Annotated in this window: 11 protein-coding genes and 1 pseudogene; 3 read left to right on the top strand and 9 right to left on the bottom strand. The window is 69.7% G+C overall.

What is annotated here, in order from left to right; translation table 11 throughout:
- On the bottom strand, window positions 1-441 hold a 441-nt coding region (locus IE318_RS40945), incomplete at its 3' end, for an RNA-guided endonuclease InsQ/TnpB family protein (RefSeq protein WP_189907978.1).
- 881 nt (window positions 442-1322) lie between these two features.
- Window positions 1323-3833 carry a SpoIIE family protein phosphatase gene (locus IE318_RS40955; RefSeq protein WP_189907958.1) on the bottom strand — a complete coding sequence of 837 codons (2511 nt, stop codon included), beginning with the start codon at window positions 3831-3833 and terminating at the stop codon, window positions 1323-1325.
- 1012 nt (window positions 3834-4845) lie between these two features.
- Here IE318_RS40955 and IE318_RS40960 point away from each other — a divergent pair.
- Window positions 4846-6933 (top strand): serine/threonine-protein kinase, encoded by a 2088-nt coding sequence (locus IE318_RS40960; RefSeq protein ID WP_189907959.1) that lies wholly within the window; start codon window positions 4846-4848, stop codon window positions 6931-6933.
- A gap of 704 nt (window positions 6934-7637) precedes the next feature.
- Here the strand turns inward: IE318_RS40960 and IE318_RS45750 are convergent.
- The 5 genes and pseudogenes from IE318_RS45750 to IE318_RS40980 all read right to left on the bottom strand — a co-directional run.
- A pseudogene (locus IE318_RS45750) lies at window positions 7638-7857 on the bottom strand (IS1380 family transposase); the annotation flags it as partial.
- Window positions 7858-8202: 345 nt separating this feature from the next.
- Window positions 8203-9270 carry a 2,3-diaminopropionate biosynthesis protein SbnB gene (gene sbnB, locus IE318_RS40965; RefSeq protein WP_189907960.1) on the bottom strand — a complete coding sequence of 356 codons (1068 nt, stop codon included), beginning with the start codon at window positions 9268-9270 and terminating at the stop codon, window positions 8203-8205.
- Window positions 9271-9305: 35 nt separating this feature from the next.
- A complete protein-coding gene (locus IE318_RS40970) occupies window positions 9306-10325 on the bottom strand; it encodes a TauD/TfdA family dioxygenase (RefSeq protein ID WP_189907961.1) in 1020 nt (339 codons plus the stop codon).
- A gap of 58 nt (window positions 10326-10383) precedes the next feature.
- Window positions 10384-12924: a non-ribosomal peptide synthetase gene (locus IE318_RS40975; RefSeq protein WP_189907962.1), complete on the bottom strand. Its 2541-nt coding sequence runs from the start codon at window positions 12922-12924 to the stop codon at window positions 10384-10386.
- Window positions 12925-12988: 64 nt separating this feature from the next.
- Complete coding sequence (locus IE318_RS40980) at window positions 12989-15682, bottom strand: Pls/PosA family non-ribosomal peptide synthetase (RefSeq protein ID WP_189907963.1); 2694 nt, start codon at window positions 15680-15682, stop codon at window positions 12989-12991.
- 353 nt (window positions 15683-16035) lie between these two features.
- On the opposite strand from IE318_RS40980, the gene sbnA reads away from it, so the two are divergent.
- Window positions 16036-17148, top strand: a complete 1113-nt coding sequence (gene sbnA / locus IE318_RS40985; RefSeq protein WP_189907964.1) for a 2,3-diaminopropionate biosynthesis protein SbnA — start codon at window positions 16036-16038, stop codon at window positions 17146-17148.
- A 91-nt stretch (window positions 17149-17239) separates the two neighbouring features.
- Here the strand turns inward: sbnA and IE318_RS40990 are convergent, their stop codons facing one another.
- Entirely contained in the window at window positions 17240-17983 is a 744-nt protein-coding gene (locus tag IE318_RS40990) for a 4'-phosphopantetheinyl transferase family protein (RefSeq protein ID WP_229904103.1), read from the bottom strand.
- 327 nt (window positions 17984-18310) lie between these two features.
- Between IE318_RS40990 and IE318_RS40995 the strand changes: the two genes are divergently transcribed.
- Window positions 18311-18541, top strand: a complete 231-nt coding sequence (locus IE318_RS40995) for a response regulator transcription factor (RefSeq protein WP_189907965.1) — start codon at window positions 18311-18313, stop codon at window positions 18539-18541.
- Between the two features lie 980 nt (window positions 18542-19521).
- Here IE318_RS40995 and IE318_RS41000 read toward each other — a convergent pair.
- Window positions 19522-20781: an FAD-dependent monooxygenase gene (locus IE318_RS41000; protein ID WP_189907966.1), complete on the bottom strand. Its 1260-nt coding sequence runs from the start codon at window positions 20779-20781 to the stop codon at window positions 19522-19524.
- Window positions 20782-21329: the final 548 nt, after the last annotated feature.

Here is a 21329-nt window from a genome sequence, read left to right on the forward strand (position 1 = left end):
CCACTTGACCTTGAGGTTGCCGACCTTGGCCACGTACACCGTGCCGTCGCTGTGGAGGCAGAAGGCGTTGGTGTTGAAGCGGATCGACTGCCGGGTGTCCTTCTTCGACTTGTACCGGGGTGGCCCCACCCTGCGGCCCTGCCGCTTGCCCTTGACCGAGTCGAAGAAGTTCTTGTAGGCGGCATCCAGATCCCGCAGGGACTGTTGCAGGACGACCGCTGAGACGTCGGCGAGCCAGGCGCGTTCCTCGGTGCGTTTGGCCTGGGTGATGCGAAGCCGGGACAGCTCGGCCGACTTCACGTACGGCAGTCCTGCCGCGTGCGCTTCCTTCCGGTCGCGCAGGCAGTCGTTCCACACCACGCGGGCACACCCGAACGCACTGGCCAGCGCACGGCGCTGTGCGGCGTCCGGGTAGGCCCGGTAGTTGTAGCGGAGCTGCACATCCAAGACCCTACCCATATCGGTTCCGCGGCGATGACGAATGGTTCCCGCGCCTCCAGATCTGGGACTGCAACAGCTCCGGCGCGCTGATGTACCGGCCCGAGGAACCCACCGTGCTGATGTACCCCATGCACGCCGGGGAACCGGCTGCCAAGGGCGCGGACGCCCTCGGCCCCCTACTCGGCCGCACTCGCGCGGCCGTCCTTGCCGCTGCACGCCACCCGGGCACCACCACCACAGTTCGCCGACCGCGTCGGCATCTCCCTGCCCTCCGCCAGCCAGCACACCACCGTCCTGCGCCACGCCGGCCTCCTGACCACCACGCGCAATGGCAGCGCCGTCCTGCACACCCTGAGTCCTCTGGGGGAAGCCCTTCTCCACGGGGACACCGCCATGCGTTGAGCCCTCCCAGCAGCCCCTGGGGTGTCACCGACTCGCACCGGTCCGCGCGGATGGTTGCACGAGGCCGCTCCACAGGCAGGCCTTCAAGCACGCCGGCACAGAGTGAGCGGGACGGGTCGAGCATGGCAGCCCTCTCCTGGCCGATCCCTTCCAGGATCGACCGTTGCGACAGGTGCCGCACACGCTGGATGCTGCTACGACGACCCAGGCGCTCAGCTCGCCGAGGACGTGGAAGACGATGCACCTCGGGCGTCGTTCGCGAAGTTGGCCCTGACCGCGGTCGGCCTTGCCCTGGTTCACGCAGTTACGCAGTCCCTCCGGGCTCACTCCGATCTCCCGGGCGACCTCGGTGACCGTCTTCCCCAACGTTGGACCAGCGCGACCGCGTCTCGTTTGGACTCGGCCGTGTACTGCTTGCTCGTGTTGCTCTTCTTGCTCGCTACCTGGGACTGCTTCCCCCGGGACTCAGCGGGGGAACTTCACTCACTGTCAGGTGTGACGATTTGTTCGGCCCAGATGGTCTTGCCGGTGGGGGTATGGCGGGTGCCCCAGCGGTCGGCGAGTTGGGCGACGAGAAGGAGGCCGCGTCCGCCTTCGTCGTAGAAGCGGGCGCGGCGCATGTGGGGGGTGGTGCTGCTGGTGTCGGAGACTTCGCAGATGAGGGTGGTGTTGTGGTGGATCATGCGGAACTGGACGGGGGGTTTGCCGTAGCGGATAGCGTTGGTGACGAGTTCGCTGACGATGAGTTCGGTGATGAAGCCGGCCTGGGTCAGTCCCCACGTGGAGAGCTGGGCGATGGCATTTTGGCGGACGCGGGCGACGACGGCGGGGTGGGGTTGCAGGTCCCAGGCGGCGACGCGGTCGGCGCTGAGGGCGCGGGTGCGGGCGATGAGCAGGACGATGTCGTCGTCGGGGCGGTGGGTGAGGGTGGCGGTGAGGACGTGGTCGCAGACGGTGTCGAGGGTGTGGGCGGGGCGGACGAGACCGGCGAACATCTTGTCGAAGGCTTCGTCGATGTCGTGGTCTCGGCGTTCGAGGAGGCCGTCGGTGTAAAGGGCGAGCAGGCTGCCTTCGGGTAGTTCGGTCTCGGTGGCCTCGAACGGCAGGCCGCCCAGGCCGAGCGGGGGGCCGGCGGGAACGTCGAGGAGGTAGGCGGCGTCGGGAGTGACGACGGCGGGCGGGGGGTGGCCGGCCCGGGCGAGGGTGCAGCGGCGGGTGACGGGGTCGTAGACGGCGTAGAGGCAAGTGACGCCGATGCCGCCGGCGCCTTCGGGGACGCCTTCGGGGGTGGCTTCATCGGCGGAGAGGTGGATGACGAGGTCGTCGAGGTGGGTGAGCAGTTCGTCGGGCGGCAGGTCGACGTCGGCCAGGGTGCGTACCGCGGTGCGCAGCCGGCCCATGGTGGCCGAGGCGCGGATGCCGTGGCCGACGACGTCCCCGACGACGAGGGCGACGCGTGCGCCTGACAGCGGGATCACATCGAACCAGTCGCCGCCGACGCCGGCCAGGGGGTCGGCGGGCAGGTAGCGGGAGGCGATCTCGAGGGCGGCCTGCTCGGGCAGGACCCGCGGGAGCAGGCTGCGCTGCAGGGTCATGGCGCTGGTGCGTTCGGGGGTGTGGCGCCGGGCATTGTGGATGCTCAGGGCGGCCCGGGCGGTGACCTCCTCTGCCAGCTGCAGGTCCTGGGGGGTGAAGGGGGCGGGGTTGTGGTGGCGGCTGAAGAGGGCGGCGCCCAGGGTGGTGCCTCGGGCGCGCAGCGGCACCACCATGAGCGAGTGTGTGCCCCACTCGCGGAGCCGGGCCGCACCTGGGTCCTGACCGGCCCACCGGGCAAGGGCAGGGCCGGTCATCTCGTAGAGCGCCCCGCGGTCCTTTGCCAGGCATTCGGCCACCGGGGACAGCGCCGGGTAGGTGCTGGACTCGCCGACGGCGACCGGGGACTCGGGGTTTCCTTCCAGGACCGAGCGCACGGCGGCGCGGCGCATGGTGATCGGCCCGGCCAGGGCGGTGGCGCCCGCTTCCCCACCGCGCGCAGGGAGCAGGTCGACGGCGGCGAAGTCCGCAAGGCGGGGGACGGCGACGTCGGTGAGTTCCTGGGCTGTACGGGCGATGTCCAAGGTGGTGCCGATACGGGTGCCGGCCTCGTTCAGCAGCATCCGCTCCCTCTCCGCGTGCCCCTGGTACGCGGTCAGGCACACGCCCCGCAGCCGGCCCGCTCCGTCGCGCAGCGCGGTGAGCGACACTGGCCGGCCGCTTTCTGGGCCGTCAGCGCGTCCGGCGTGGGCGGCGGGGAGGAAGGCCTCGGTCCACTGCGGCTGGCCGTCCTGGAGCACCCGGCGCATCCGCGCCTGGATCTCCTCGCCCACGGGGTGCGGCGCGATGTCCACCAGGCGCAGCCCACGCATCTCGGCCTCGGTGAGCGAGAGGGCGCGCTCCATCCCGGTGTTCGCCGCGATGAGCCGCAGATCCGTGCCGAAGACGGCCAGGGTGCACGGGGACTGCGCGAACGCCCACTCCTTCAGCTCCCTCGGCGCGCCCGGCTCCTCCTCCTGCCCCCGCTCGCCCGGTGTGTCTTGTGGGCAGTTTTCGGGACGTGGCGGCGGGCTGGTCACGGCGCAGAGAAGGAGCCACTCGGTGGCCGCACCGCCGGTGGGGGTGCGGCGGTGGGCGAGCAGGTGCTGTTCGAGGCGGCCGCCGTCCCGGTGGCGCAGCACTACGGTGCCGTTCCACCGGTCCTCGCCGGCCGCCTGGTGCCCGGCCGCCCGGCGGGCGGCCTCGCCGGCGTCGTCGGCGAGCAGGCGGGTGGCAGGGCGGCCGATGATCTGTGAGGGCTCGTAGCCGAGCAGGCGCCGGGCGCCCTCGTCCCACCCCGTCACGATGCCGTGTTCGTCGACGGTGGCCGTGGCCGTGACGGTGGCGGTGCGGGGAGGCTCGAGCGGGGCCTCCGCCTCGCCCGGCCGTTCACCAGGAGGAGTAGGAAGGTGCTCCATCGGCGCTCATCTCGCCTCGCTCGTTCCTCGACCGCTGTTCCCGGGGGAACCTCCGCGGCCAGGGCCCTACCTACAAGCATGATCCTGCGGGGCAGGAAGCACCAGCACGGTGCTCGGTGAGGTGCCCGGGCCAGGCGGGGGGCGCGGACCGCCCGCGGTGGGCGGTGCGCTGTGTGCGGGGCCGGGTGCCGAGGGTGGTTCTGTACGTCACCGAAATGGGCAGACAACGAAAATTTCAGGAAATAGGCGACGGCATAGAACCGGCCTGGACCTGCCCGTGTCAGTTAGGAACAAATAACCACATTTCGGCATCCGTGTAACTCGAAGATGCGAGCCGGGACGACCGGACCGATGCGCCGAAGGAAAGCCGCCATGAGCCTCGCACCCGCCCTGTGCGCCAAAGCCCCCGCCTCTGCCTTCGTGCGGGCCGGCTGCGCTGGCCCCACGTGAACGGGAGGCGCTGCAGCACATCGCCGCCGGGCGCACCTACGTACAGACGGCCCAACGCATGGGGCTCTCGAAATAACCGCCTCGATCTCCCACGGGTAGACGTTGAAGCCGCCACAGATGACGAGGTCCTCTTGCGGTCGATGGTGGAGAAGTAGCCGTCGTCGCCGATGCGGAGCCGGCCCTCCACGTCGGTCTCCGCGGTCGCATCGAGGCGTCCCGACCCGGCCGCTGGGGCACGACCGACCCCGCACCCTGCCTGCCCGCGCCGTGAAGAACCTTGGAGAACCCGCCACCGCAACGGCCATCCGGAAATCTCCCCCGCCCGGACCCGAGATATCCACCTGGAAACCGATCACATCCCGTGATCAGGCATTACGCGTAATGACCATTTCTCGGCGCTCGCGCTTTCCCGCTCCTGATCCCGACACCGCCGCGCGGAACCTACGCGGGTTACACCCGTTCTGGGTGACTTGCCGTTCTTCGAGCGATATGCAATACGTGGAGAGAGACTCTTCAGCGGCCGCCGAGGAACCCCTGCTGGCCGTCCTGGAAGAGGAGCGCCATGTCAGGAGCGCAAGAGGCCGCCGGGCGCGTGATCATCGGACGTTACCGGCTTCTGCGTCGGCTCGGTACCGGTGGCATGGGACGTGTGTGGCTGGCGTACGACCAGGAACTGGCGTGCGAGGTCGCGCTCAAGGAGATCGTTCTGCCGCCGGACGTCCCCGAATGCGAGGTGCGCTGCCGGGTCGCGAGGGCCCGCGGCGAGGCCCGGCACGCCGCCCGGCTGCGCAACCATCCGCATGTCGTCACCGTGCACGACATCGTGGAGGAGGGCGACCTGCCGTGGATCGTCATGGAGTTCGTGCCCGATGCCATGGATCTGGAGGCGGTGGTGCGCGAGCAGGGGCCGCTGCCGCCCGGCGAAGTCGCCCGGATCGGTCTGGCGGTCCTCGACGCCCTGCTGGAGGGACACCGGCTCGGTGTCCTGCACCGGGACGTCAAACCGGCCAACATCCTGCTGACCCATCCGGGGCCCCAGCCCTCCTATCCGACGGAGGGCGGCGGCCAGGTGATGCTCACCGACTACGGCATCGCGCTGGAGCCGAGCTCCGGGGAGGACCGCCTGACCGCCACCATGGAGGTCCTCGGGACGCCGCGCTTCATGGCCCCGGAGCGGGCCAACAGTCAGCCGCCCACCCCTGCCGCCGACCTGTTCTCGCTCGGGGCCACCCTGTACTACGCCCTCGAGGGGGCCGGTCCCTTCGACCGCGACACCGCCCTCGCCACTCTGAGCGCCCTGCTGTTCGAGTCCCCGAGCCTGCCGCGCCAGGCGACGGAGCTGACCCCGGTCCTCATCGGGCTGCTGGCCAAGGACCCCGCGGACAGGATGGACGGTGAGGAGGCCGCCCGGCGGCTCGCCTCCATCGCCGGCCAGCCCCACGCGTCCCCTTTGCAGCAACCGGCTCCCTCACCGGAGGTGCCGCCGCCCGAGCGGCCCCCCGCCTCGAAGCCGTCGCGCCCCCAGGAATCGGCCCCGCCGACCGTGATCCTGTCGCCGGCCGAGCCGGAGGAGCCGAACGGCCCGCCCCTGGAACCACTGCCGCACAAAGGGCACGAGGCCCGGCTGCGGCCCCGCCCGCCGCGGCCCGGAAACCGACGGACCAAGCTCATTGCGGTGGTGGCGCTGGTGGCGCTTGCCGCGACGGGCGGCGTCATCTACCTGGCACAGTCCCGTTCCTCGGGTCCCACCGCACCGTCCGTGTCCTCGATCCAGGTCGGCAAATCCCCGGGCGGGGTGGCGGTGTCCCCGGACGGACGCCGGGCCTACGCGACCAACTACTTCGGCCCGGCTTCGGTGTCGGTGATCGACACCGAAGCCAACCGCACCGTGGGCAACCCCATCGGTGTCGGTGACAAGCCGTACGAGGTGGCGGTGTCCCCGGACGGAGGCCTGGCCTACACGGCCAACTTCGGCTCGGATTCGGTGTCGGTGATCAGCACTGCCACCAACCGCACCATGGGCAACCCCATCCATGTAGGCACGAAGCCAATCGGGGTGAAGGTGTCTCCGGACGGACGCTGGGTCTACGTGGCCAATGCCGGCTCGGATTCGGTGTCGGTGATCGACACCGCCACCGACCGCACCGTGGGCAACCCCATCCATGTCGGCAAAACGCCGTACGGGGTGGCGGTGTCTCCGGACGGAGGCCGGGTCTACGTGGCCAATGCCGGCTCGGATTCGGTGTCGGTGATCGACACCGCCACCAACCGCACCATGGGCAACCCCATCCATGTCGGCCACACCCCGGAGGGGGTGGCGGTGTCTCCGGACGGAGGCCGGGTCTACGTGGCCAACGCCCGCTCGGATTCGGTGTCGGTGATCGACACCACCACCAACCGCACCATGGGCAACCCCATCCATGTCGGCAAGAAGCCAGTCGGGGTGGCGGTCTCCCGGGACGGGCGCCGGGCCTACACGGCCAATGCCGGCTCGGATTCGGTGTCGGTGATCGACACCACCACCAACCGCACCGTGGGCAACCCCATCCATGTCGACGGGTACCCGGTGTGGGTGGTGGTCTCCCCGGACGGACGCCGGGCCTACGCGGCCAACTCCGGCTCGGCCTCGGTGTCGGTGATCAAGTTCTAGCCTCCCCTTTTCACCTGGGGCGGCGGGAGTCGAGTTGGTCGCGGTGGGCCGGTGGTCTTCGACTGTTGATCGCCGGGCGGGCATGGCTGCGGCCCGACGCTGGGGTCACCGCCCCCGCCCCACTGCACTCCCCCACTACCTCCAGGCCGTTGACCAGGGAAAACATAGTGGTTGACAGTGGTCCGGCTGCAGTACCAAGCTGGAGCACTAAACCGACAAACAGTGAGTAATACGCCCAAATTCAAGGGAGATCATCATGATGACAAGTACCCGGAAGCGCATCCGACACCTCGTCGGTGCGTTCTTCGTTGCTGCGCTGCTCGCCGGAGCGGTGGGCGTGACGAGTGCTGAGGCAACGCCTCAGACAACGAAGGCCACGGCGGAATCGCCAAGCGAGGGCTGCATAGGCCCCTCGAACCCACCGGGCTGCGTGTGAGGCACGGCTGGGGCAGGTGTCGCCCACTGCGTGGGTCCGTCTTGAAAGCCGTTGCGCGGAGTGTTGTCGGCGTACAACCTCATCTGTCCACCCACGTACGAGCTAACCTCGATCTTGCATGACGGTCCGTCGACGGAGTCGGTGGACCGTTTCGCTTTCTGCGGCTGATGGCGGGCACGTCGGGGACCCGAGTGACACGTCGAGTGGTCGCCGGGTTCCACTGCTCCGGGCGGGGTGGCGTTGTTCGCAGGTACGGAAAGCTGCCGTGTCAGCCGGAGTTCGGCAGGAGAACATGCCATTCGAAGGCGCCTGTGATCTCGCTGGTCCCAGGGCCAGTGACGGATGAGGCGGAGGATGCGGCGCCGGCCGGTGGTGATAAGCCGGGCGGCCGCGGAGACAGGCGGAACCGCAGACGGCGGGACTTCCCGGAGCCGGGCTGGCCGGTCAGGGCGAGCATGAGCATCCAAGGCCAGCAGGTCGAGCGCGATCAGCCGTCCCAGCCAGCCTGAAAGGCCGGTCGAAGACCGGCCACACCCGGCCACGGACCAACCGCCTCGCGCCCAGGCGACGCAAGGTCTCCTCCCCGGCAGCCCGCTCGCGCGGTCCTGCCGGCCGGCGTCCGAGGGACACACACCAACGGACCGGACCCGGCCGCCCTGTGCAGCCCACCGGCACCAGGACGTGGACCAGGACGGACCGGTCCGCACAGAGACGCGACGAGCGCCTCCTCGAGGGCATCGGGCCCGGGCCGGGTCAGACCCTGCCCGGCCCGGCCCCTCGGTACCAGACGGGCCTGCCTCCGTGAACCGGCGGGGGCCGGGCCGCCCGGCCGCTCATCCGTAGCGGCTCAGTTCATGGAAGAAGTCCTCTACGACGTGCAGATGCCCGGCGCGGGCCACCTCGTCGTACACGTGTTTGCCGACGGCGAGGTCGAGGACTCCGAGGCCGAAGGGCGAGAAGACCACGGGCCGGTCCTCCGGGAGCGCCACCCGGCCGGTCATGACGTCGTCCAGCGTTCCGGTGAGAAAGTCCCTGTTGCCGGTGAGCTGTTCGGTCAGGTGTGGTGAGGTGTCGGCCTTGAGGCAGTGGTCGACGTCGTCGACGATGTTCGCCGATGCGAGCACGATGTCGGGGGCGAGGTCGCGCAGCGACATGTGCAGCACCAAGGGGTTGTGGTCGAACCATGCCGGGTCGGTGACGTGCGGCCGGCCGGCGATGGTGGCGAAGACCACCAGGTCGCTGGAGCGGATCAGCTGCTCCGGGCTGTCGTGCGTCGTGATCCGTGGGGCCGCATCGGTGTGTTCCAGGTAGCTGTGGAAGCCGGCAGCGTGGTCGGGGGACACGTCGTGGATGCCGATCTGGTCGAAGTTCCAGCCGGTTGCGGTCAGATAGGCGTGGATGTAGCGGGCGATCAGGCCGGTTCCGAAGAATCCGACGCGGGTGGGGCGTCGGCGGTGGCGGCTGAGCCAGTCGGCCGCCGACGCGGCCATCGCGGCCGTTCGGCTCGCGCTGATGATGGAGCTCTCCAGGCAGGCGAGCGGATAGCCGGTGTCGTGGTCGTTGAGGATGAGCACGGCCGAGGCTCGCGGGATGCCGGAGGACACGTTGTCGGGGAAGCTGGAGATCCACTTCAGGCCGTCCACCCGTACCTGCCCGCCGATCGACGCGGGCAGCGCGATGATCCGCGCCGTCGGCCGGTCGGGGAAGCGCAGGAAGTACGACGGCGGATTGACCGAGTCCCCGGCTGCGTGCAGCCGGTAGGTCGACTCGACGAGATCGACGATCTGCCGTTCTCGGCCCTGCAGCGTGTGCTGGACCTGGGCACCGGGGATCACGGCGAACGGTGGCACCGCGGCCTGCGGTGGCGTCGTGCTCGGCTGGGGCATCGCGGACTGGGGCATGGTGCGGACTCCTTGGCGCAGGAAGGGGGGCGTGGTCATCGGGCGTTCTCGTCGAAGGCCGGCGGGCAGGGGGCCAGGTGCAGCGGTTCGGCCATGGCGACGACGACGTCACGCGGCGGTTCGAAGGGCTCCCTGTTGTGTGCCATGCGGACGTTGTCGACGAGCATCAGGTCGCCGTCCTGCCACGGCTCGCGGACGGTGTGCCTCTCGTACACCGTGTTGATCAGCTGGACGACGTCCTCGCCGATCGGATCGCCGTTGCCGAAGCGCGTGGTGAAGGGCAGTCGGTCGGGGCCGTGGACGTCGATGAGGTACTCCCGCACCTCGGGGGCCATCGTCCACTCGTTGAGGAACGCGATCTGGTTGAACCAGCAGCGTCGGCCGGAGACCGGGTGGCGCACCACGGCGCGGCGGCGCTGGCGGGTGTGCAGGCCTCCGTCGGGCAGCCAGCGGAACTCGATCCTGTGGGCGCGGCAGTAGTCCTCGACAGCAGTCCTGTCGTCGGTGCCGAACGACTCCGCCCAGGAGGCCCCGATCTCGTCGTGGTACGTGCGCGTGAGCAGCCAGCCCTCCTCTTCGAACCGCTGGACCAGCTCGGGCGGCAGCGCGTCGAGGACGGCGGTGGCGTCGGCGAGAGCGGTGGCTCCGCCGGTGCGGGGCGCAGCCAGGCAGGCCAGCAGCAGCAGGCTGGGGGGCGCGTGGGTGTAGCTGAGTTCGTGGTGCATGCACATGGGCTGGTTGGCCGGCCAGGTGGTGGAGGAGTAGAGGCCCGGCGCGCGGGTGCGGCGGGGCGCGAAGGCCTCCCTCTCGGTCATCAGGCCGGGAGCCAGGTGGTAAAGGACGGCCCCGGCCTGGTCGTCCTCCTGCAGAGCGAGGCCGCGGATGAGGAGCGCGCCGTGTTCGGTGACGAGGCTGCGGACGGCGTGGCGGTGCTCGGCCGCCCAGCCGGGCGCGTTCCCGCGGGCGTGGACGCTGGTGTGCAGGACGGGGGGTTTGCCGGGGTGCATGTCGAGTTCCGTCCCGGGCGTGGGGAGGGTGGAGGTGGGGAGTGACATCTTTCGTGTCCTTTGCGTGGTGGGGGGATGTTCCGTGGGTCGGGGAAGTCGGACGAGGTCAGGCTGGAGCCTGTCGCGTGGTTGACGGCTGCCGGCCAAGCTCCTGCTCCTCCAGGAGCCGGGCCAGGTCCGTGAGGACGGGGTGGCGGGTGATGTCCGCCAGGGACACCAGGCGGTCCAGGCTGATGGCGAGTTTCACGGCCGACAGCGAGGTGCCGCCCAGGTCGAAGAAGTGGTCGTGGCGTCCGATCCGGTCCTGCGGGACGTCGAGGGCGCCGGCCCATGCGGCGGCCAGCCGCCGTTCGGTGGGTGTAGCGGGCGCTTCGACGTCGTCCTTCGCGGCATGAAGCAGCTGGGTGGCCAGGGCCGTCAGGGCTTTGCGGTCTACCTTGCCGTTGGCGGTCAGCGGGAGGTCCGCGCACCAGTGGACGGCCGAAGGGACCATGTACGGGGGCAGTACGGTGCTCAGCCGGTCCAGCAGGACGTCGGTGTGCAGGGGGCGCGGGGAGGTGTAGAAGGCCACCAGGTGTGTGCTGTGGTCGGGTCGTTCGGCGACCAGCACGGCGCTGTCGCGGACGCCGGGCACCTGCAGCAGGGTGTTCTCGATCTCGCCGGTCTCGATGCGGAAGCCACGGATCTTGACCTGGGTGTCGTGACGGCCCAGGAACTCCAGCTTGCCGTCGGGCCGCCAGCGGCCGAAGTCGCCGCTCAGGTAGAGGCGCCGGCCTGGGCGGTGGGGATCGCTCAGGTAGGCGGGCCGGGTGCGCTCGGGGTCGTTGACATAGCCGCGGCCGACGCAGATCCCCGAGAAGGCGATCGCGCCCGGCGCACCGAGCGGCACCGGGTTCAGGCCCTCGTCGACGACGTAGAGGTGCACGTTGTTGACCGGCCGGCCCAGCGGGACCCGGTCGCCGTCCGGTGCACGGTCCATGATCTCGTGGTTGGTGTCGTCGGAGGTCTCGGTCAGTCCGTAGGCGTTGACCAGCTTGACGTGGGGCTGGGCGGCGAACCAGCGCTGGGCGAGTTCCCTCTTCAGCGTCTCGCCGGTGACCGACACGTACCGCAGGTCCGGCAGTTCGCGCGGGTGCTGCTCCAGGTATGTGAGGACGACTTCCAGGTACGACGGAACGACCTGGAGGACGCGGACCCGTTCGCGGGCGATGGTGTCGACGAACTGCCGGACGTCGAGGATCACGTTCTGCTCGACCAGAAGGGTCCGTCCCCCGGCCAGGAGCGCGGCGAGCAGTTGCCACAGCGAGATGTCGAAGCACTGGGGCGCGGTCTGGGCGACCACCTGTCCTTCGGCGACCTCCAGGTCGTCGATCTTGGCGTGGAGGTGGTTGAGCATGCCCCCGTGTTCGCACATGGCGCCTTTGGGCCTGCCGGTGGAGCCGGAGGTGAAGTAGATGTAGGCCAGTTGGTCGGCTGCCACGGCGATACCGAGGTCGTCGTCGGCGTGGCCCTCCTCGTCGGCGGTGTCGGTGTGCAGCGTCCGCACGGTGGGCAGGGACGCGAGGGCCGTTCGGAGGGTGGTGGGGGCGGTCGGTCCGGTGAGCACCAGCGTGCACCGCGAAGCGGTGAGCATGGCCTTGACGCGTTCGGCAGGCAGCTGCGGCTCGATGGGCAGGTAGACGCCGCCGGCCTTGAAGACGGCCAGCACGGCGGCCGGCCAGTCCAGGTTTCTGTCCATCACCACCGCGACGACGCCTTCGCGGTCGAGTCCTCGCGCCAGCAGGGCGCGGGCCAGCCGGTTGGCACGGGCATTGAGCTCCCGGTAGGTCCACTGCCGGTTGCGGTGCACCACTGCGACCGCGTGCGGGTCGTGCCGTACGCGCTGCTCGAACAGCTCATGGGCCCCGGCGTCGGGCAGGCTGCGGTGGGGCCCGGCGAGCCCTTCGAGCTGGAAGCGCCGTTCCTCGGCGGACAGCAGGCTCTGCCGGCCGTGCTCCGCGGCCGGGTCGGCGACGATCAGGGCGAGCGCGGTGAGGTGGTAGCCGACGATGCGGGCCGCGCTGTCGGCGTCGAGGACATCGGTGCGGTAGCGCGCCCGCAGCGTGAGCCCGCCGTCGTCGTGGTGCGCAATGCCCATCCGCAGCACTGCGTCGGTGGCCGGGGCGCTGCTGTCTGCGGCGGGGGCGTCGCCGAAGCCGGTGGCATCAAGTGCGGTTTCATACGACGGCTCGGGAAGGCCGAGTTCGCGCCTGAGGTCGTCGACCGGGTAGTCCCGGTGAACGAGCACCTGCGAGACGGCCTCGTGGGTGTGCACCAGCAGGGCCCGCCAGGAACGGGGTGCCGTCGTCAGCCGGCACGGCAGCGGCCGGCCAGGGGCGAGCCCGGACAGGCCGATGGTGGCGGCGCTTTCACCGGTCAGCGCGGCCAGCACTTTGACATGCGCCGCCAGCAGCACGGTACTCAACGGCACGGCCAGGTCGTCCGCCAGTCGGCGCACGGCTGCCGCGTCACTGAGGGGGATCGGTGCGTGGTGCTCGGCCAGTCCGGCAACCGGCTCGCGGGTCCAGTGCGGAAGGGGCGTACAGCCGCCGGACTCCGTCAGGATGCCGTGCCAGAAGCCTCGGGCGGCGGGAGTGTCGAGTGCCATCAGGATCTGTCCTTCGTTCGAGTGCTGATGTGGTCTGATGTGGCGGGGTGCGTGCGGCACGGCCTCAGATGCGGCCTGTCAGAGAGACGGGTGGGCGGAGGGTGTTGTCGGGCAGCTGACGGGCTGGGTTTCCGCCCCACCGGGCCTGCGAGGGGACGTGTTCGCCCTTCATGAGGAAGGAGTCGCAGGCCAGGTCGACGTGGTCGGCCAGGGCGACGCCGTAGTGGACGAATGCGCCGACACCGAGCGTGCAGTCGGCACCGATCGTGGTGCGGTCGGACTTGAAGGCGCCGTCCTCCTGCGAGTGACACTGGACCACCGTGCCCGCATTGAGGGTGCAGTCGTCCCCGATCGTCACCAGCGTCCGTTCGGGGAAGAAGGAGCCGTCGTCGAAGACCCGCTTGCCGATCCGGGCACCCTGCAACCGCAGAACCACGTTCTTGAACGGGGTCCCGCTGAACATCTGGGCGTGATCGACCGCCGCCATCTTCCAGAAGCGTTCGTGCCGCCAGAAGGACGGCTCGTAGATGGAGCAGGTCAGCGGCCGTTGTACCGTGAATCCCGTGGCGGCCCGCTCGATCAGGGTGAAATAGCAGACGCTGAAGACGAGGCCACCGACCATGGACAGGGCAATCGCCGATGCGCCCATGGAGGGGTAGAGGCTTCCGGCTCCCAGCGTCAGCAGGGTGACGACGAAGACGTGGAACCACCGCGCCAGCAGATACAGCACCGCGGTCACGGCGTTGTGCCGGTTCTTTCGGACGAGGCGGTGGCGCAGTTCGCTGCCGCCCGCCACGTTGTTCAACCGGGCGTCCCGCATCACGGTGCGCGGAATGGTGAAAGGAGGCGAACCCAGCAGACCGACGCCCTCCCGTATCTCTCCGTCGATGGGCACCATGACCTTCGTGGCCAGCAGGCAGTTGTCGCCCATCCGTGCCTGTGCCGGATAGGCGATGCGGTTCCCGAGGAAACTTCGCGCTCCGATTGAGGCACGGCAGAGGCGGAACGACGTGTTGGAGAAGTCGGCGTTGATGACCGACAGGCCGTCGGCGACCATCGTGTTGCTGCCCACCGAGGTAAGGAACGGACTGTCGTGCTTGAGTTCCGTGCCGAAATTCGAGCCGGTCTGCGTGAAATGGCACAGGTCGTAGCCGAGGTAGCGCAGGTAGTGAACGATCGCGGAGCTGTCCCCGAATATCGTGGTGAAGAACTTCCGGTTGGTCAGAAGGGCGATCGCCCGCTGCAGACCGTAATGGAAGCCGTAGAGCGGGTAGACCGTGTCCGGCTTGATCGCGCTGTTGAGCAGGCGCGGCACCACGCCCTGGAGGGCAAGCCCGGCGAGTGCGGCGCCGAAGAACAGTGTGAAGGAAGCGGCCAGCGCCCCCAGACACAACGCCGAGCCGGCGTGCGGCCATGACCCGGGATCGAGGGGGGCCTTCAGCTGCGGTACCGCGGCGACCAGCAGGGCCGCGCCGCCCGTGGCCAGGGGCAGATACACGAGCAGCAGGGCCAGCAGCTGCCCCAGGGCGTAGCGGATCTTTGTCGTGGCGGAGCAGTCGGCGGCGTGCGTACTGCGGAAGTCTGTGCCGGTGGGCTCGGCCGGTGAACCGTGCCAACGCTCCCCGGCGGGCACGGCCTGCCCGGCGTACAGGGACGAGGCATGACCGAGCTGGGACGCGTCGCCCATGGAGGTATGGATGTCCAGGACCGTCTGTTCACCGACGACGACGTCCTTGCCGAGAGTGACCGGACCGGTCTGGATGAGGCCGGCATGGGCGCGGTAACAGGAGAACAGAGAGTCCTTTCGTATGACCGCCCCGTCTCCGATGGTGAGCAGATCCGTACACACAGGAATATGTGTGGAAAAGATCGCAACATCGTGACCGATTTTCGCGCCCAGCGCACGCAGATACAGCACGAACAGCGGCGACGCCGTGAACAGGCGGACGGGGCTGGTCCGGATCAGGGTTTTGACGATCCACCAGCGCAGGTAGGTGAGGCTCCACACGGGGAACTGACGGGGGGTGAAGCGGCCGATGAGCGTCCATTTGGCCAGGATCGGCACCGTGCACAGGCCGATGAATCCGGCACTGCCGACCAGCACGGAACGCAGGTAGCGATCGGCGAGGGCGGAGCCGTCGCCGATCCATGCGTAGCCCCGTGTCGCTGCCAAGGCAGCCAGGTAGCAGTACCCGAGGAAAAACAGCAACTGCAGCAGTCCGCACAGCACGTACTGACGCGTGCCGGCTCGTACTGCGGCCCCGTGCGAGGTCTGTGCGGCGTTCGTGGCCGGCACCGGCCCGGAGGCCGGGACGGACGGCTGATGGGGCATGGATACGGGTGTCGGAGGCACCGTGGGGGTCGACGCGCTGGTCGTGGATCCGGTGCCCGCGGTCGCCGCACCGGTGGCAGCGGATGCCAAGGCCGTGGCTTCGGGCCCGGTCAGCGCAGCGGCGAGAGTCTCGACCGTGGAATGCCGGTAGACGTCCTTCATCGACACGGGCGGCAGGTCCGCCCGCTTCCTGACCCGCGCACAGAACTGGGCCATCACCATCGAATCCGCGCCCAGGTCATCGAAGAAGTGGCTGTCGGCCGACACGTGTTCCACGCGCACGACGTCGGCCAGCACCTCGGCCAGCAGCCGTGCGGTGGCGGCCGGCGACCCGGCGGTCCCGGCGTCAGGCTCTTCGCTGTCGTCGGGGCACGTGGAGAGGCGGGGCGGGCCGGCCGTCCAGGTACGGGGGGAGTTCCCTGCCATGTGAGCTCCGATGTCGTCGGTGTGGTGGAAGTGGGCTTCTCCCAACCGCAAAGGCGCCAGAGCCTTTCGCGGCGGATTCCTGACGCCCGCCCCACCAGTACGCCCGGCCGGCACGACTTCGTCACGCCGCTGAATCTCGTAACTTGACACCACGCATTGGTGGCGGTAGGCGCCGGGACAAGCCCGGGTGAAAGGCACCGAGCCCGCTGCAGGCCCCTCCTCGAATCCCAGGAATCCGTGCCGCTACGCGTGAGCCCGGCCGTTGTCAAGCCCCGAATTCCGGTGGCATGACGGAACCACGGGTGATCCCGCGTACTGGTGGAGATGGTTCACACACGGATCAGGAGGCAACCGTGCCGGTCATATCCGCCCCTCAGGAATTCAACGAGAATGACCTCTACATCGACCTGGAGGCGATCACCCGGCACCGGTTGTTCCTCAAATGTGAAGGTTTCAACTTCGCCGGCTCGATCAAGCTCAAGGCTGCCGCCGCCATGGTCGAGGCCGCCGAACGCGACGGTCTGCTCACCGACGGCGCGGTCCTCGTCGAGTCCTCCTCCGGCAACCTCGGGGTAGCCCTGAGCATGATCGCGGCCAGCAAGGGCTACGAGTTCGTGTGCGTGACCGACACCCGCTGCAACCTGCCCACCCGGCTGCTCATGGAAGCGCTCGGCAGTCAGGTCCACATCGTCACTGAGCCCGCCCGGCAGGGTGGCCTGCTCGGCGCGCGCATCGACCACGTCCGCGCACTATGTGCGTCGGACGACCGGTACGTGTGGCTCAACCAATACACCAACCCCAACAACCACATGGCCCACTACCGCACCACCGCCCCGGCCATCGCCCGCCGCTTCCCCGACCTCGACGTTCTCTTCGTCGGAGCCGGTACCACGGGCACGCTCATGGGCTGCGCACGCTACTTCCGCGAGTGGCACAGGCCGGTGCACATCGTCGCCATCGACACCGAGGGCTCTGTCACCTTCAAGGACACTCCAGGCCGGCGCATGATCCCCGGCCTGGGTACGAGCGTCCGCCCACCGCTGCTGGACGACTCCTACGTGGACGAGGTGATACACGTCAGCGAAGCCGACACCATCCGCACCTGCCACCAGCTGGCCCGCCGCGGCTTCCTCTTCGGAGGCTCCACCGGCACGGTCGTCAGCGGCGCCACCCGTTGGCTCGCCCAGCAGTCGGCACCCCGCCGGCAGCCGACCGCCGTGGCCATCTCCCCCGACCTCGGCGAGCGCTACCTCGAAACCGTTTACCACACCAACTGGGTACAGGACCTCTACGGGGACGACGTACTCGAAGACGCTGCCGCCCACACCCCCGCCGGGGGCGAAGTGCGGACCGCGACCAGACCATACGGGGAACTCCTTGATGCGCCCTTCGTCGGCGAGGGACAGCAGGTCGATGGCAGGGAGCTGCGTGCCGCCGGCGGTGGCCCAGAGCGGCAGCGCCGCTGAGGACACGGCGCGGACGGTGTGCGTCAGCCCGCCAGACCACACCGAACAGCTCGCTCCCCGCCATGGCCTGCGCCCGGACCGGCCACCGTCGTCACCGAGGCCGACGACCCTTGAGTACGGCACCTGGGCGCCGAACCGCGACCGCGGCGGCGTATCCGTCGTCCACGGCCACATCCCTGATCGTCCATCCCCGCACAGTGGCCGGTGCGCTCCTGCGAGCTCCCAGGTAGTCCAGTGACATGGCGCGTCCCAGCCCAGTGCCCAGCCCTTTCAGATAGGCCTCCTTGCGCGCCCAGACCCGAGCGAAAGCCGCCGGCCTGTCCACCGTCCGCAGCTCGCTCAACTCGGCGCTCTCCCGCGGATGCAAGCAGGCCCCGACCTCATCGGCCACCGCGAGGCCGGGGACCGTCTCGACGTCCACGCCCACCGGCGTCGCCGCGAAGGCCAACAGGCACAGCCCCCCGCTGTGGGACAGCGAGAAATGCACGGGATCGCCACGCACCGCAGGACGCCCGTGCGGCTCCCCGCACTGCGGGCACGGCAGCCGCTCCAGCGGGACGTCGACGGGCGGGACGCCGAGGTGGGCACCCAGCAGCAGGCGCATGGCCACGTGCCCGCTCAGATACGTGTCCCTGTCCCGGGTCTCCCTCAGCGCCGCCGCACGCTCCGTCTCGGCCCCGTCCAGGACCGAAGAGGCCAGACGTGCCGCCACCGGCCTGAAGGCCTCCGCCCGCACCAGCCACAACCCGGGCCGCCCCGCCGTCCCCGACGCCATCAGCGGCTGCTTCCACCCCCCGTCCCGCAGCTCCGTCGGGCGCCACAGCGCACCAGCCATCACACCGGCAGGATACGAACCCGTACACGCCCGGTGCAGCCGCCGCCGGCCCGCACCGGCGTGATCTTGTGGAACCGTGCCCGCAGGCGGGCGGCCCGGCGGTCGATGACGTCGGCGGCCCACCCCAGCACCAATGCCGTTGTCAGGACCGTGTCCGATCAGAACCATCCTCGTGATCGATAGAAATACGGCCTCTCAAACCATTCCGCCCTTCCTGTGACGCGCCTGTGACAGTCGGCGGACACGGCCATGACGTCCGGCGAGCAATCTGAAGAAACCAGGGCAAATCGCCCTAAACGGTCAGATCCCTCGCCGGAGGACAGCACCATGAGCTCCACCCTCGCCATTCCGCACACCGAAGCCCCCGCCCCCGCGCTGGCTCCGCGCGAGCGTGAGACGCTCCGGCACATCGCCGCCGGCCGCACCTACCTCCAGACCGCTCGCCACATGGGCCTCTCCACCCACACCGTGGACGCCTACCTGCGCCGTATCCGGGCCAAGCTCAACATCACCAACACCGCCGAACTGACCCGTATGGCCATCGCCCTGGGCCTGTGACCCAGGGGGCCACGACCGGCTCCCTGTCGACCCGCGCACGCCGGCGGCGGTGGAGGGCCGGGCGCAGTCCGCGGACCGGACGCCGCCGCCGCTTTGCGGTCAGAAGCCGTTGTCCTTTCGATCCTGAGTACGAGCGATCGAAAGGACAACGGCTTCTTACATGAGTTCGCCCGGTATTCGATCATGACCGCGGGCAGGGAGGGACTCCACAATCCGCCATCGGGTCCGTAATGGGCGCAGTGCTCGGATGTACCCGGTTTTCCGGGAGTGATGACTTGCATGGCCAGGCTTTCGCCGCTGCGGCCCCAGCCCCCAAACGTCGTGCCGCGCCAGAAAAAGATTGGTTGCCCGTACCCGTCTACGCTCGGAGAACGGGTCCCGATCACCGCGGTCAGATAACCGCCGGACCCGTCTGCTGCCGTGACCGGGGCGCTGGACGGCGCGCAATGCTCCCAGGGGTCGCCTGTCTCGACGGTCGTGGTCATCACCCGCGCGATCGCGCTGGGACTGGGCACGTCGGGCAGGAGCCAGGCAGCGCCCCGATCGTCGCAACGGCACTGGCCGCGCCCCCTCCGGCGGGGGCGCGGCCAGTGCCGTTGCGACGATCGGGGTCAAGACGACGGCGGTGGCAGCGAGGGCGGTGTACAGAACCGGGACCGGAGTGCGGGCCTGGGCTGTCTCGGTGGAAAGCCCTGGGCAGGTGCGGCCGCCGCGGGCGCCGGGTGATGTGTGCGTGGGTAAGTGCTCATGGGTTTTTTCCTTTCGGGGTGCAGGGTTCGGCCCGGCACACGGATCGGTGAATTTGCGCCGTGCACCGGAGCCGCCGCATCGCGAGGGATGAGGAAAAGCGCTGCAGTGGGGTTCGTGGCCTTCGAGGTTCTGCATCGAGCCGGCCCGGCCGAAAAACCGCCAGGGAACGAGGAATCACGGCTCGACACGTGCGGTGGTCCAGAGTGCCGGGGCTGCCCTGTCCGGTGCCGTCACTGCTGGTGCCCCGCCGGTGCCGCCAGGGCTGCCGTGGTCGTGGCCCTCCTGGTGGCGCTGCCCGCGCCGAGGGCGGTCTCCCCGCGCCGCAGCGCCAGATACCTCCGCCGGCCCCTGCCGGCTTCCCGTCGTACCCGGCGCAGTACCGGGACCTGGGTGGCCCTGTGCAGCTGGTAGTGCCACGGCGCCTGGGCACCCTGGCGTACCGACATCGCGTAGGCGAAGTCCACCAGATCCTGCTCGAGGTAATGGTCGAGATGCTCGAACCAGGCCATGCTCGTGCGGGCCGCGGCCTGCACGGGATGGAGCGCGGCCCGGCGGTGCTTGTCGTAGGCCTGCAAAGCGGCAGGCAGCTCTGCCGCCGTATACAGGCTGTGCGCGAGCTCGATCGCATCCAGCAGCGCCAGCCGGGTGCCCGAGCCCAGGGTGTAGTGGGTGGTGTGGGCGGCATCCCCCAGCAGCACCACGTTGTCGTGGCACCAGGTGGCGTTGCGTACCTCGGTGAAGTGCTGCCAGCGTGCCGGTTCCCCCCGGGACTGGCCAAGCAGCGCGTGGCCGTCCAGAGCGGAGGCGAAGATCTTTTCCAACAACCGCACACCGTCGGCGGTGTCGGGCGTATCGAGCCCCAGCCCCCGCCAGGTCTCTGGGGCGCATTCGACGACGCAGGTGCTGATTTCCGCGCTCGAGGGGTAGGCGTAGAACCAGATCCACCCGGCCGGGGTCGGTTCGAAGGCGAAGGTGAAGCGGGGGAACACCTTGTCGGTGCCCAGCCATATGTAGGGGTTGCGGCCGACTTCCAGGCGGGTGCCGAAGTGGTCGCCGTGCAACTGGCGCACCCGGCTGTTGGCCCCGTCACAGGCGACGATCAAGTCGGCGTCGGCGAGCTCGTCCAGGTCGTCGACCTTGCGGCGGTGCTGGACATCCACCCCCAGCTCGGTTGCGCGTCGGGTGAGGATGTCGAGCAGGGTGGCGCGGGCGATGCTGTAGCCGTACCGGCCCAGATACGCGGTCTGTTCCCCGCGGCGGACCTCCTGGTCCTGCCACAGGGCCGAGGCCGCACGCACCGCCTGGGCGCTGTCGGGGTCGTTGCGGTAGAGGTGGTCGAGCAGGTCGTCCCCATACCCCACGCCCCAGCCGTAGGTCGCCCCCGGCGGGTCGCGTTCGATGACGGTGATGTCAAGGCCGGCATCGCGGCGCTTGGCCGCGATCGCGAAGTACAACGCGCCCGGTCCACCGCCGACGCACACGATCTTCATGGCGTGTCCCGTTCTGGCTGCACGGCCGGGCGGCCGCATCGCGGCTGCGGCACCCTGGTGCGCGGTCGGTGTCGGGGTCGGGCCGCCCAGCGGCGGAAGGGCTGTCCCGGCCGGCGTCCCCTGCCGGTCGGGTCCTTGGAGCAGTGGTCGCATGGGTTCCTCTTCCTGGGTTGAGTCTCTGGGTTGACTCGGTGGGTTGGGTCTTGGTGCCTGTGGGTCGGTGCGCGCCCGAGGGCACAGAAGGGGCTGGACCTGTGCCCGGCCCCGGGCGCGCGGGTGCGGCGATCTCAGACCTGAGGTGTGTCTGCCGCACCCGCGTCCGGGCCTTGGCCATCTGACCGGGGGCCCCTCGTGGCCGCGGGGGTCAGGGCAGCGTCGGTGCCGCCTGCCCCGGGTCGGCTACCCCCAGCTGTCGGAGCTGCCCCAGCTGCTGCTGGAGCTGCCCCAGCTGTCGGAGCTGCCCCAGCCGCCCCAGCCACCCCAGTCGCTCGAGCTGCCCCAGTTGCTGTCGGAGCTGCCCCAGCTGTCGGAGCTGCCCCAACCGTCGC

It is taken from the genome of Streptomyces spiralis (assembly GCF_014654675.1).
GTDB classification, from domain to species: Bacteria; Actinomycetota; Actinomycetes; order Streptomycetales; family Streptomycetaceae; genus Streptomyces; species Streptomyces spiralis.